General features: G+C 51.4%; 13 protein-coding genes. 3 read left to right on the forward strand and 10 right to left on the reverse strand.

Features of this window, described 5'->3' with window-relative positions; all coding sequences use genetic code 11:
* Positions 1-145: 145 nt before the first annotated feature.
* From AC2CGP_RS02840 to AC2CGP_RS02850, 3 genes are all read left to right on the forward strand, one after another.
* Positions 146-2,518 carry a glucose/quinate/shikimate family membrane-bound PQQ-dependent dehydrogenase gene (locus tag AC2CGP_RS02840; protein ID WP_047739691.1) on the forward strand — a complete coding sequence of 791 codons (2,373 nt, stop codon included), beginning with the start codon at positions 146-148 and terminating at the stop codon, positions 2,516-2,518.
* Between the two features lie 127 nt (positions 2,519-2,645).
* Positions 2,646-2,915 (forward strand): hypothetical protein, encoded by a 270-nt coding sequence (locus AC2CGP_RS02845; protein WP_020078653.1) that lies wholly within the window; start codon positions 2,646-2,648, stop codon positions 2,913-2,915.
* Between the two features lie 91 nt (positions 2,916-3,006).
* The gene (locus AC2CGP_RS02850; RefSeq protein ID WP_015366372.1) at positions 3,007-3,285 is read left to right on the forward strand and encodes a hypothetical protein; all 279 of its coding nucleotides are present in this window, start codon (positions 3,007-3,009) and stop codon (positions 3,283-3,285) included.
* A gap of 56 nt (positions 3,286-3,341) precedes the next feature.
* Here the strand turns inward: AC2CGP_RS02850 and AC2CGP_RS02855 are convergent, their stop codons facing one another.
* From AC2CGP_RS02855 to AC2CGP_RS02900, 10 genes are all read right to left on the reverse strand, one after another.
* Positions 3,342-4,460, reverse strand: coding sequence for an S-(hydroxymethyl)glutathione dehydrogenase/class III alcohol dehydrogenase (locus AC2CGP_RS02855; protein WP_015366371.1), 1,119 nt, complete (start codon positions 4,458-4,460; stop codon positions 3,342-3,344).
* Between the two features lie 23 nt (positions 4,461-4,483).
* A complete protein-coding gene (locus AC2CGP_RS02860; protein ID WP_015705585.1) occupies positions 4,484-4,759 on the reverse strand; it encodes a metal/formaldehyde-sensitive transcriptional repressor in 276 nt (91 codons plus the stop codon).
* A 104-nt stretch (positions 4,760-4,863) separates the two neighbouring features.
* Positions 4,864-5,337, reverse strand: coding sequence for a GNAT family N-acetyltransferase (locus tag AC2CGP_RS02865; protein ID WP_015705586.1), 474 nt, complete (start codon positions 5,335-5,337; stop codon positions 4,864-4,866).
* Between the two features lie 19 nt (positions 5,338-5,356).
* A complete protein-coding gene (gene hpaX, locus AC2CGP_RS02870; protein ID WP_015705587.1) occupies positions 5,357-6,739 on the reverse strand; it encodes a 4-hydroxyphenylacetate permease in 1,383 nt (460 codons plus the stop codon).
* A 284-nt stretch (positions 6,740-7,023) separates the two neighbouring features.
* On the reverse strand, positions 7,024-7,551 hold the full coding sequence (gene cybB, locus AC2CGP_RS02875) for a cytochrome b561 (protein ID WP_058676079.1): 528 nt from the start codon (positions 7,549-7,551) through the stop codon (positions 7,024-7,026).
* 142 nt (positions 7,552-7,693) lie between these two features.
* A complete protein-coding gene (locus tag AC2CGP_RS02880) occupies positions 7,694-8,596 on the reverse strand; it encodes an endonuclease/exonuclease/phosphatase family protein (protein ID WP_015366366.1) in 903 nt (300 codons plus the stop codon).
* A gap of 268 nt (positions 8,597-8,864) precedes the next feature.
* Positions 8,865-10,976, reverse strand: a complete 2,112-nt coding sequence (locus AC2CGP_RS02885; protein ID WP_015705588.1) for a peptidase domain-containing ABC transporter — start codon at positions 10,974-10,976, stop codon at positions 8,865-8,867.
* Entirely contained in the window at positions 10,966-12,243 is a 1,278-nt protein-coding gene (locus AC2CGP_RS02890; RefSeq protein ID WP_484502247.1) for an HlyD family secretion protein, read from the reverse strand. The genes AC2CGP_RS02885 and AC2CGP_RS02890 overlap by 11 nt, the downstream gene beginning before the upstream one ends.
* A gap of 18 nt (positions 12,244-12,261) precedes the next feature.
* The gene (locus tag AC2CGP_RS02895) at positions 12,262-12,960 is read right to left on the reverse strand and encodes a CPBP family glutamic-type intramembrane protease (protein WP_475702531.1); all 699 of its coding nucleotides are present in this window, start codon (positions 12,958-12,960) and stop codon (positions 12,262-12,264) included.
* Positions 12,961-13,137: 177 nt separating this feature from the next.
* The gene (locus AC2CGP_RS02900) at positions 13,138-13,455 is read right to left on the reverse strand and encodes a colicin V family bacteriocin (RefSeq protein WP_042894619.1); all 318 of its coding nucleotides are present in this window, start codon (positions 13,453-13,455) and stop codon (positions 13,138-13,140) included.
* Between the last annotated feature and the right edge of the window lie 443 nt (positions 13,456-13,898).

Here is a 13,898-nt window from a genome sequence, read left to right on the forward strand (position 1 = left end):
GATTTCACCATTTGGTTCATGTGAAATGAATTCATCTTTTGAAATCACATTTATGAAGCTTTAAACAGCTTCACTCAAAAGCAATTTCAATTTGCACTTGATTCATTTGGTACACGCCTGGCAAGGGGTGGTATAAGGAGACAACATGGCTACGGGCAACGTGCCGCGCGGATTCCCCCGGATCCTGCAGTGGCTACTCGCCGGACTGATGTTAATCATCGGTCTGGCAATCGGCATTTTAGGCGCCAAACTGGCAAGCGTCGGCGGCACCTGGTATTTCGCCATTATGGGACTGGTGATGGTTATCGCCTCCCTGCTTATTTTCCGCAATCGGCGCGGCGGCATCGTTCTTTATGCCGTCGCCTTCGCGGCTTCCATTGTTTGGGCTATCAGCGACGCCGGCTGGACCTACTGGCCGCTGTTCTCACGCCTGTTTGCGCTTGGCGTTCTGGCTTTTCTGTGCGCCATTGTTTGGCCTTTTCTTTCCAGCGCACCGGCAAAAAAAGGCGCGGCCTTCGCCCTCGCGGGCGTGCTGGCCGTGGCACTGCTGGTCAGTTTTGGTTGGATGTTTAAATCCCAGCCGCTGGTCAGCGCCAGCGAAGCGGTGCCGGTAAAACCGGTACAGCCAGGGGAAGAACAAAAGAACTGGCAGCACTGGGGTAATACCACTCACGGCGACCGTTTCGCCGCGTTGGATCAGATCAATAAAAACAATATCAACCAGCTACAGGTTGCCTGGATTGCCCATACCGGCGATATTCCGCAGAGTAACGGTTCCGGTGCGGAAGACCAGAATACGCCGCTACAGATTGGCGATACGCTGTATGTATGTACGCCATATAGCAAAGTCCTGGCGCTGGATGTCGATAGCGGCAAAGAAAAATGGCGCTATGACTCAAAAGCGACGGCGCCGAACTGGCAACGTTGCCGCGGTTTAGGCTACTACGAAGATAGCCAGGCACAGGCTAATGCCGTGGCCGGGACTCAGCCTGCCGCCTGTGCCCGCCGCCTGTTCCTGCCGACTACCGATGCGCGCCTGATCGCAATCGATGCCGATACCGGTAAAGCCTGTGAAGCATTTGGTGAACACGGTACCGTCGATCTCAGCGTCGGCATGGGGGAAATCAAACCTGGTTATTATCAGCAGACCTCTACCCCGCTGGTGGCCGGTAACCTTGTTGTCGTTGGTGGTCGCATCGCGGATAACTACTCCACCGGTGAACCGCCGGGTGTAGTTCGCGCTTTTGACGTGCATACCGGTAAACTGGCCTGGGCCTGGGATCCGGGTAACCCGCAGCTGACCGGCGTACCGCCGGAAGGACAAACCTACACGCGCGGGACGCCGAACGTTTGGTCCGCGATGTCCTACGATGCCAAACTGAATCTCATTTATCTGCCAACCGGTAACGCCACGCCAGATTTCTTCGGCGGCGAACGTACGGCGCTGGATGATAAATACAGCTCATCAATCGTTGCGGTCGATGCCGCCACCGGTAAAGTGCGTTGGCATTTCCAGACCACCCATCACGATCTGTGGGATTTCGACCTGCCTTCGCAACCACTGCTGTACGATCTGCCGGACGGTAAAGGCGGTACGACGCCGGTACTGGTGCAAACCAGCAAGCAGGGCATGATCTTCATGCTTAACCGCGCGACGGGTGAACCGGTGGCGAAAGTGGAAGAACGCCCTGTCCCGGCCGGCAACGTCAAAGGTGAACGCTACTCGCCGACGCAGCCCTACTCCGTCGGCATGCCGATGATCGGCAACGAAACGTTGAAAGAATCGGATATGTGGGGCGCCACCCCGGTTGACCTGCTGCTGTGCCGTATTCAGTTCAAAGAGATGCGCCATCAGGGGGTCTTTACACCGCCGGGTGAAGACCGCTCCTTGCAGTATCCGGGCTCGCTTGGCGGAATGAACTGGGGCAGCGTGTCGGTCGATCCGAATAACGGCCTGATGTTCGTCAATGACATGCGCCTTGGACTGGCTAACTACATGGTACCGCGAGCGAAAGTGGCTAAAGATGCCAGCGGTATCGAAATGGGTATCGTGCCGATGGAAGGTACGCCGTATGGCGCGATGCGCGAACGTTTCCTGTCGCCGCTGGGTATCCCCTGCCAGAAGCCGCCGTTCGGCACCATGTCGGCGGTTGATCTGAAAAGCGGTAAGCTGGTCTGGCAGGTTCCGGTAGGTACGGTAGAAGATACCGGTCCGCTGGGTATCCGCATGCATATGCCGATCCCTATCGGCATGCCAACGCTGGGAGCTTCGCTGTCTACCCAGTCTGGCCTGCTGTTCTTCGCCGGCACCCAGGATTTCTATCTGCGCGCCTTTGATACCGCCAACGGCAAAGAGATTTGGAAATCTCGCCTGCCGGTGGGCAGCCAATCCGGCCCGATGACCTACGTTTCACCGAAAACCGGTAAGCAGTACATCATTATCAACGCTGGCGGCGCGCGCCAGTCTCCGGACCGCGGCGATTACATCATCGCCTACGCGTTACCCGATAAAAAATAAAACCAGGGCCCCGTTCAGGGGCCTTTTTTTCTTCACCGCTTTCAGATTCCATTTAGGTGCCGATCCGCACGCCTTTGTTACACTAGCGTCTTATATTTCCGGCTCGATAATCAGGGAAGAAGCCATAATGTCTTTAATGAAAGGCGCTGCCGCGTTGATTTTTCTCCTGTTGCTGCAAGGTTGTACGCATCACCAGCCTCAGCAACTTTATCGCCATGATTTTGTAATTAAACATCCTTTGACTGGCAAACCTATTCCGTATCTGCCCTACCAAATCACCACGCCAGACGGCAAAATATTCAAGGGCAGAACCGATAAAAACGGTTTAACCGTAGAGGCGATTTCCACTATGCCGGGGGAATTCAAGCTCAATGTGATCCCTGCGTCAGCACTATAAGTGCCTTCGGCAGGCTCTAATTTTAGAATGTTCTATTGCGTTATGTTATTATTGCGAATGGTTATCAATAACAACATAACAAGGATAAAAGATGAAAGGAGCCCTCCATCACCTGCCGATCGGCGCACTCTTATTAGCCGCAACCACCTCAGCCCAGGCGCTGAAAGCGCCAGAAGTGGATTTACGCGATCCAAAGCTGTGGGAAGAGAAAAAGGTCAATCCGCTAAACGATATCTCCGCCCCCTGCGAAGTGGCAAGCGGCCCGGATTGCCCAGTCTGGGAAGATCAAAAGTCCGATATTCAGCGTGAAAGAGAACGGCGAGAGCAACGTCGTTGGCAAACCGGCTATGAGCACTGGCGCAAGTATTAACGCGGCCAGAAGTCAACCCGGGCGATAAATGGCCCGGGTTTCGCTATCAGCAATACTTAGTTATCACCGAAGTGAATAACCGTACGAATCGATTTACCTTCATGCATCAGATCGAAGGCTTCGTTGATCTGATCGAGCGGTAACCGGTGGGTGATAAACGGATCGAGGCGAATCTTACCCGCCATCGCGTCTTCAACCATCCCCGGCAGCTGGCTACGCCCTTTCACGCCGCCGAAGGCGGAACCACGCCATACCCGGCCGGTGACCAACTGGAACGGACGGGTTTTAATTTCCTGGCCGGCGCCAGCAACGCCGATGATAACGCTCTCACCCCAACCTTTATGGCAGCACTCCAGCGCCGCGCGCATGACGTTGACGTTACCAATACATTCGAAACTGAAATCAACGCCGCCATCGGTTAGCTCGACAATCACGTCCTGAATCGGTTTATCGTAGTCGTTCGGGTTGATGAAGTCGGTAGCACCCATCTCCCTGGCGAGGGTAAATTTATCCGGATTAGTGTCGACCGCCAGAATACGTCCAGCCTTCGCCTGCACCGCCCCCTGAATCACCGCCAGGCCAATACCGCCCAGCCCGAACACCGCGACGCTGTCGCCCTCTTTCACCTTCGCCGTGTTATGTACTGCGCCGATACCGGTGGTGACGCCGCAGCCCAACAGACATACTTTTTCCAGCGGCGCCTGCGGGTTTACTTTTGCCAGCGAAATCTCGGCGCAGACGGTGTATTCGCTGAAGGTGCTGGTGCCCATATAGTGATAAATCGGCTCGCCGTTATAGGAGAATCGCGTAGTGCCATCCGGCATCAGACCTTTCCCTTGGGTGGCGCGGACCGCCTGGCAGAGGTTAGTTTTGCCAGACTTGCAGAATTTACATTCGCCGCACTCGGCGGTATACAGCGGAATAACGTGATCGCCAGGTTTCAGGCTGGTCACGCCCTCGCCGACTTCAACGACGATACCGCCGCCTTCATGGCCCAAAACCGCCGGGAACACGCCTTCCGGGTCGTCGCCAGAGAGAGTAAAAGCATCGGTGTGGCAAACACCGGTGTGGGTGATTTTGACCAGGACTTCGCCTTTCTTTGGCGGCGCGACGTCAATCTCCACGATTTTTAACGGCTGGCCGGGGCCAAAGGCAACTGCTGCACGTGATTTCATACTGTCCATTCCTCGTCGTGATTTTACTTTAAATAGGATCGTAGCAGGTGACCGACTTCCGCCATGCGGGCGGCGCGTTGGTCCGGGGTGGTATCGCCGCTAACCAGTTCATCCTGCAGATGCATCTCCACCAACTCGCCCATCAAACCGTTGGCGGCGCCGCGAATGGAGGCAATCTGTTGCAGGATAGTCATGCAGGGTTCGCCGGACTCCAGCGCACGTTCCAGCGCTTCAACCTGCCCGCGAATACGGCGTACGCGGCTAAGCGCACGCTTCTTGTCTTCTGGTGAATGTGGCACGAGAGGCCCTCCATATCATATAGGGGGGTATACTATATTTATTTAACTAAAGTGGCAAATTGAAACGCCGTTAACAACCATAGCATAGCGGCGCAAGTTTACCGTTAATCGAGAGTGAGGCTCATGGCTATACAGCGTAGCTCGGCGTTGGCCATTTTCGAATAATGACTCTTTTCTCCTTGTGAAACAAAGCCATGGCGTAGATAAAAGCCCGCCGCATTGGGGGTCGCCTCAAGCGTAATCGTTTCGAGCCCCCGTCGGCGAGCTTCGGCAATAACCGCCCTCATGATCAAATCCGCGCATCCCTGCCCGCCCCACTCCGGCAGCGTAAAGATCGCTTCCACGCTTAAGGACTCAATATCGAGATAGCCGGTAGCGACGGGTTGGCCCAGCCTATTTTCCACGATATAAAACGGATTATCGGCAACGGCGTGACGATACCCTTCGGGCATCTGTTCCGGCGTCCAGGCGTGAATCACTTCAGCGCCATAGCTTTGACGACAGCCATGGCGAATCGCCTGATTACGGATATTCCACAACGCAGGGGCTTCATCAGGTACCGCGCGTCTCACTCTCATCACTACTTCTTTATCTTTTTTATGGCGTCGCTCGTGGACGGCTGGCCTTCATCGGGATGCGCGATACCACCAGCGCCCCCAATACCAGGAACCCGGCCACGAGGTAAAAGCCGGCGTTAAAGCTGCCGGTTAAATCCTTCAGCCAGCCGAATAACAGCGGACTCATGGCCGATCCCATATTACCCGTCGCGTTAATCACCGCAATGCCGATCGCTCGTGAGCGCAGGCTGATGGACTGATCTGGCGTGGTCCAGAAAATCACCATCGCCGCATAGGCCCCTGCCGAGGCCATAATTACCCCCAACAGTTGCATGATGCTATTTGATCCGTGCGCCGCCAGCATCCAGCCCGCGGCGGCAAACAGGTAGGGCAATAACGTGTGCAGCTTACGTTCCTGTAAGCGGTCAGAACGTTTACTCCACCAAATCATCGCCACAATGGTACAGATATGCGGTACGGCGCTAAGCAAGCCGATGGCGATATTGCTGCTGCCCTGGTTAAAGCTTTTGAGAATTAGAGGCGTCCAGACGCTGAGCGCGCTTAAGGTATTACAGAGAAAGAAATAGGCCAGCGTATACATCAACACCACCGGGGTGAAGACGTCGCGCCAGAGGCTGCCTTTCCCCTGCTGCAGGGCGCTCAGGCTGGCGCTACCGTTCGGTTGCACTAGCCGTAGTTTGTCCTTCTCCATCATCTCGCTAAGGCAACGTTTGTCCTCATCGGTGAGCCATTTGGCCTTTTGCGGACTGTCGTCAAGATAGAACCAGACTACCGCCCCCAACAACACCGATGGGAATCCTTCCAGCAGGAATAACCACTGCCAGCCTTTAAGCGCCAGCATGCCATCCATACTGAGAATATAGCCGGAGACCAGCGAGCCCAACGCCATCGTCACCGGCATAGCAATCATAAACAGCGCATTGGCGCGCGCCCGGTAGTAGGCCGGAAACCAGTAGGTTAAGTAGAGCAGAAGCCCCGGAAGAAAACCGGCTTCGGCAATCCCCACCAGCATGCGCAGCAGATACAGGCTGTTTGGCCCAGTCGCGAACATGGTCGCTGTCGATGCGATTCCCCACACCACCATAATGCTCGCAATCCAGCGGCGCGCGCCAACGATCCCCAGCATGATGTTACTGGGAATACCAAAGATGACGTACATCGCGTAGAACAACGTCGTCGCGAGGCCGAACATAGTGCTACTCAGCCCCAAATCCTGGCTCATGGTGAGCCCGGCAAAGCCGATATTGATACGGTCAAGAAACGAAAAGATAAAAAGCAGAAACAGAAAAGGAATTAAGCGGCGGAACAATTTATTGATCACCACCTGCTCGCGCGGGCTCAGGCGTTCAGCGCCCCCCACATCGGCGACAGGGGGAGAAGCGGCCGGTATATTATCGGTCATGTCAGGTTTTCCTTTTGCTCATCGGTATTGAAAAAGCAGGCGTTTTAGCCAATGACGCTGCGGATACCGCTGAACGTGCCTGGGTGTCGTTTCGACGGCCTCCCGGCTGGATTCAATCCACCGCACTGAGATTCTTATAGAACCTTTCGTTTCGATTAGACATTTTTATTTACATATTCGATACAAATTTGCAGCATAAGTAACATTTTGCGAATCATTTATTGGCGAGTTACGGAAACAAAAAACCCGCCGGTGGGCGGGTTCAGGAGTGCCGGGCGTGATACTCAGCGCTTGCGCGGCATCATGCGCAGCAGCGTATTATCTTTCCATAAATAGTGATGCAGCAGCGCCGCCAGCGCGTGCAGGCCAATCACGAAATAGCCGATATTGGCAAGTAAGCCGTGCAGCCCCTTAAGGCTGTCGACCAAAGCGAAGTTGCTTTGCGCCGCAAAGGGCATCGCCAGGCCGAAAGCAAACCACGGGTTACCGCGGTAATACATCATTACCATGCCAATCGCCGGTAGCGCGATAAACAACAGATAGATCACCAGATGGCCAAGATGGGCGAAACCGGTCATCATCGGCGAGGGTTTAGGAACAATCGGCGGCGCCGGAGACTTCAGGCGCACCAGCAGGCGTGCGATCATCAGGACAAAAATGGAAATACCGCAGGAGACGTGGATCATGTTTATCACCGGACGGTCGCTGCGCGGAAAGAAGCCGCGCAGTTCCATCGCCGCGTAGGCGACGACAACCAGTAAAAAGACCAGCCAGTGTATTCCTATCTGCAGGCCAGAATATTTATCGCGCATGAACAAACCTTAATGGAAGTGTGATGTTGTTAACATAACCGCCTTCCCTTAAATTTTCATTAACCTTTACCGAGGCTTAAAAAACTGCGTTAGCGCGAATTGAATAGCATCAGGGCTCTTTTGCAAAGAGCCCTGGGCAATGTTACTGCTCGGTGAGTTGCAGTTCAGCAATGACCGGCAGATGGTCACTGGCCGCTGACCAGTTAAATTCCGGCGAGTTATGCGGGATCTCCAGCTTCTTCACATCCCACTTTTGTCCTTTGAAGGTGAAAATGTGGTCGATATCAATGGCCGGGTTAACGGCAGGCCAGCTACGCGTATCCGTCCCCTGCTTCGACACTTCGTTAAAGAAATAACCGATCTCTTTCACCGGCTGTTCTTCACGGGTTGAATTGAAATCGCCGGCCAGGATCTTAATTGAAGAGGCGATATCTTTAAAATCAGACGCCGCATCGCCAATACTCAAATCAAGAAGATAGCGAGCCTGTTCGGTACGCATGGTGGGATCTTTTTGCCAGTCGAGATGGGTCACCATAATAATCGGCGCGGAATCAAAACCCGGTACATCAACCTGCGCCAGTAGCGCCACGCGCTGTTCCGCATTGCCTGACGGCAGCTTCACCACCTGAGAATGCAGGATTTTATATTTTGACAGCAGCCCCAGTCCGTATTCGCCACCGTCGAAATCTAACGCTTTACCAAAGGCATAATGCATATTGTTAGCATCGGCAATCGTCTTAAGCTGATCGATTTTCTGGCTGCGCTGAGTTTTGTGATCGACTTCCGGGACGGCAATAATATCGGCGTTAATTTTTTTAATCGCTGAATTAAGTGCCGTAAAATCGGCCACATTATCAGACGCTTCATTCTTGCCGATATTATAGGTTGCTATACGTAATTTCGGCTGATGTTGGGTATAGACTTTATCCGGCACCCCGCCTTTCTGTACGGCAAGTATTTCATTACCAGCAAGTTTCTCTGCTGCCTGGACGTTAGCCGCCAGGCAGGCCAGCGCCACCATCGTCAGTGCAATGCTCTTTTTCATTGGTATGCTATTCCCCTTGTTTAAGTATTCTTATATTAAGGGTACCGAGTGAAGACATTGATTATCGTGATGTATAGCGCAAACTTATAACGCAGAGTGAATTAAGTATCCCGAAAGATTTGAGGTTATCCACAAAACGAGTCGGTATCAGATCGCATAGTTTGTGGATAACTCACTGCAGGCCCTGCCACTCCTGCCATTCCGCTTTGTGTTCATTATTCAACCGCATCGCAAACCAAATGGCCGCAGTGGATTAGGATATTGGCTGTTAATTGGATTCGCCGAGGGTGATGATCCTGTCCGCGGTTTGCAGGGTCGTTTCACGGTGAGCAATAATTATTCGGGTTATATTCAACTTTTTCATTGCCAGACTGACGTCTTTTTCACACTCTGCGTCCAGTGCGCTGGTGGCTTCATCCATGAATAATATATCCGGACGGCGATAAAGCGCCCGGGCAATAAAAATCCTCTGTTTCTGACCCCCAGATAGCCCCTCCCCCAGTTCTCCGATTAACGTCTCATACCCCATTGGCAGAGCCAATATCACGTCATGAATACGGCTTGTCCGGGCACATTCTCTCATCCAGGCATCATCAATATTTTCAGTGAATCCGCAGATATTCTCCCGAATTGAGCCAGAAAACAGCCGGTCATCCTGCATTACGCAGGCAATCAAGCGATGATAGTTATTTATCCCCAGTTGCCTGATATCCGTACCATTCATTAAGACAGTCCCTGATATCGGTTCAGACAAGCCGCACAGTACTTTGAGCAGCGTGGTTTTCCCCGAACCTGAGGGCCCGGTAATGGCCACACTCTCGCCGGCTCGGATCCTGAAACTAAGGCCGCTAAAGACGGGTGCTGACTGGCTGTCGTAACGGAAGCTTAGCGCTTTAATCTCCAGACTAGCCGGAGACATGGTTGCCTTTAATCCTAAATCCGGTTTTCTTTCTTCCTTTTCATTCAAAGCGATATCCGAAATCCTTTCGTTGTGCAGGCTCATCATACGCAGCTGTAATAAGAAGTTGACCAGCGATCCTACCCGGTCAGAAAACTGCGCGCGGAATGCGCCAAATGCCACAAACATGCCGATAGTCATTTGGTTCTCCATAACCAGACTGATGCCCAGCCACAGAATAGTCACCTGATCGCACGTCGCCACAAACGTGTTAATGCCGCCGAAGAACATATCAAGTCGGCTGAGTCTGATACCGGTATTGATGGCATCAATCTTCAGGTTCAGCCAGTGGCTCCCACGCCGTTCTGCCATTCCCTGCATTTTAACCGTAGCTATTCCGTAGAGTGTTTCCATAAAATATGAACCAGCACGGGCTCCGGCGATTAACGCTTCTTCCGACAGCTGGCGGTACCGGCTATAGGTCAATATACGAATGAAGACATATACCGCTGTAAAGCCCAGTACAAAAACCGTCAATTTTCCACCGTACAGGATAAGCATCAACAAGAGACCGGCAACCATGATGCTGTCCATCATTGCCCCCACCACACAGGTTGTAAACGTGGCGCGAAGCGCATCCAACGAGCTGAAGCGGGAGTGAATATCGCCCATCTTTCGTCGCTCAAAATAGGTCAACGGCAACTGAAGCAGATGACGGAATAGCCCCGACTGCCATTGCACATTTATCAATGACTCCATCGCAAGGGATGACCATGCGCGGATCACGCTAACCAAAGTACGCCCCAAAATAAAAAACATCAGGACTCCACAGATAAGCATGAGCAGTCCCCGGTCATTCGCAGGAATAGCATGATCCATCACCAATTGCGTACCGACAGGCATCACCAGGCCGATAGCTTCAATAATCAGCGACAGACAGAAAATTTTGCTCAGTACGCCCCGGATACCCTGCACGCTGCTGATTAACGCCCGAATTCCGATTCGGCTCTTCATCGTTTCCTGCACAAATGTACTGCCGGGCCAGACCTCCAGCGCCACGCCGGTGAAGCACTGTGACATTTCATCACTCCCGACAGTTCTTCGCCCCCTCGCAGGGTCATGAAGCACGAACCGATTCTTACGTACGCTAACGAGCACCACGAAATGATTAAAATTCCAGTGCAGGATACAGGGCATTCTGAGAGCATTAAGTTCATGGAGATCCAGTGACAATGCCCGGCTTTCCATCCCTAACTCAATCCCGGTTTGCTGAACACTGGCAAGCGAGGCTCCACGGGCAGACAGATTTATTTGGCGACGTAGGGCGATCATGTCGATATTACGACCATAATGTCCGCATATCATCGCCAGACAGGCCAGTCCACATTCTGACGTTTCTGTCTGATGAACGACCGGGACTCGCCGCCGAAATTTCAGATCCAATTTCTCCTCGATGGATGATATGAAGTGGTTACGGTTCATGAATCGGCCCCGTAACGCTGCGCTTCATATCGTAGAATGGCGAGAGCATCCACTGATAGATTTTACGTTTTTCCAGAAATAACGTGCTCTGTGCCTTCATGCCATTTTCCAGAGGCAGACGCTTGCCGGCGTAGCTGACAGCCTGCTTTTCTGGACTAATCACAACTTTGTAGTAAGCAGCCGCACCTGCCGTAGAGTTAATCGGGGCGGTCGTATAGGTCTGCTTTTCACGGTAGGAGGCTGGCGTCCGGGAAATGAGTGTGACTTTCGCCGAGAACTGACCAAACTTTTCAGCCGGAAAGGCTTCGTAGCGGATATTCACCCTATCACCGACTGAAATATATGGAACGGCTTCATTGAGTACCCAAAGAACCAAATAATAGCGTTGTATTTTTTCTGGAATTATCTGCAGCAGACTGTCGCCTTCGCTGACCATCTGACCTGGGGTGACGCTTAATGAATCAATTTTGCCGTCTGATGAGGCACGAATGATAATATCGCCTCCCGCATCAGTATTAATCCGCTCTTTCTGTAGCTCATAACGCTGCAGTTCCATCTGATAAACCCGATTGTCAAATTCCGCCGCCTGCGTCTGAATTTGACTTTCCAGATTGGTTAACTGTAGAGCATTTTGTTCATGCTGCGCGCTCAGGCTAAGCAAACTATTATGCTGCTGGTAGTACAAGGCCACCAGACTGGTTAACTGGTCTTTATTAATCAACCCCTGCTGCTGGTACCGTCGGTAATTATCCATATTATTTTTCATTAATTTTATTCCCTCCTCAGCGCGCCTGACAATGCCTGCCGAGCGTTCAAAAGAGGCGCTATACTGTATTTTCTGTTGCTCAAGCATCCGCAAAGTGGTTTCCTTACTCTCTCTAAGGCGAGTGATAATCTCGGCGATGCACTTCAATTGGTTTTCGATATCCTGTCGTTGAGTCTCATTGACCACGCCTCTACGTGTACTTTTACTGACATCAATTTGATAAACAGGATCACCCTTTTTTACAGGGTCCCCTTCCCGGACGAACTGTGTCGCGACAAATCCCTGGACACCGGAATAGACATTAACCGGTCTCGGCCAGGTGGTAACTTCACCTTGCACGCTAATACGTCGTGTATAAGTGCCGGTGCTAATTAAAACAATGAAGCAGACGAAAAAAAGCGCGCTGGTAATTATAACCAGCCGAGAGGAGATTCCCGGTAGTAATACTGCTTTGCCACACCATGTTTTATCCCTGTTTTCGAGCGCTTCCTTACGAAACATATTTCATTCCCGCTATGGCTAAGCCTCTCCGGAATACTGGAGGAATGACACATACTGAATACCAATTACGACCGCGTTCATCAGCGCATGAAGAATAATTGGCATCAGTATTCCGCCGGTTTTTATTCTCCCGATAACCAGCATCAGCGAAACCAGAAATAATATCAGGAACGATCGCCAGTCTATGTACTGTAAATGATAGGCTGAAAATACTACAGACACAGCGACAGCCGCCGCATAATTGTTATTCCCGAGCCAGTATTTAAACACACTGAAAAGGCAGCCGCGGAAGACCATCTCTTCATAAGCAGGAACCAATAGAATCATCACAATGGCATTTAGCCAGAATACATGCCTATCCAGTCGCATCTGAGAAGCTGACCAGTTTTCAGTCTGATAGCCTGCAGTGACAAAAGGCAACAGAAATTGGATCAACAGAATACACAGGAAAAGTATAATAAAAATGCCGAAATGAAAATTTCCTCTCCCCATACCCTCGCGTTTGTAGAAATAGAGATAATAAAGGGGGGCAATTGCCAGGAACTCTAGTCCGAAAAGTAGTGGATAGAGATATCCCGTTATCATAAGGTCTTTGCTGCCCTCGAAAAAAAGCGGCAAACATGTGATGCCAAAAAATAGCGCAAACATGGCAAAACAGCCGGTTACGGCTTTGTTTCTTGCAATATTGTACTCGCGGTTATATCCGTCAACGTTCATTTTTTATTCCATCGGCGCCAAAAGGCGTGGACGACTCCCACTCGACTGAAAAACTTCAATTATGGCTAGTTTTAAAGGTTAAGAGATGGAAGAGCTGATAACATGCTCTTCCATACGCTGACAGCTATCCTTATTGGCTTTTAGACTGGTTTATACCCGTACGCCAATCAGCATCTGTCAGTAACAAATATCGTTGAGGTTATTCGGACTCCAGTAGCATTCTCTGCCTGCTGCTGCATTCCACGCTTCGGATGGAAGGTTAGCGGGTTTTTGTTTGAGCGTTCCGCCCAGACCAGATGGGGACATCGCTGGGTCCGGTGTTTTTGTTGCAGCCCAGTCATAAACCTGTCCCCCTGCGATCCCACCGGTTATGGCACCAGGAGTTCCGCCTACAAATGTGCCAGCCCCAGCGCCGATTCCCTGAGCAATTTCCCGCCCAATATCCCCCCCTGCACCGGAGACCATACCCAACTGTTTATTTGTCAGCTCTTTCATCTTTCATATTCCTTATGTAATTCAACAGCCAAAAATAAGCATTGCTCAGAAAATATATACATCCAATAGCAAACACAGACAGTAGTGCTCTGGGTGCCAATAAAATATCTGCATCATCAACAAAACATCGCACAACGAGAAAACAGAATATAAGACAGAAAAGAGAATGCTCCCGGCAAGGATAATATCTTTAAACACCCGCATTATGATTTACCCTGCAGATTTTCCTTCCCGCATTTCATGCCAGCAGGATGGAATTTCGGCATGATTTTTAAATTTTTAAGTTATGGGTTGATAATTATTCCTCAGGCCGCAATCCATTTTCTATTCATCCCTGTATTATTCCTAATGCAAGGTTACATTAATATGACCAGATGTCAATGAATGATATTCATTCTCATTATCAATGTTGTGCTGAACCACCGCTATAGTTATCAATACAA

The organism is Klebsiella sp. SYXHC3 (assembly GCF_057196925.1).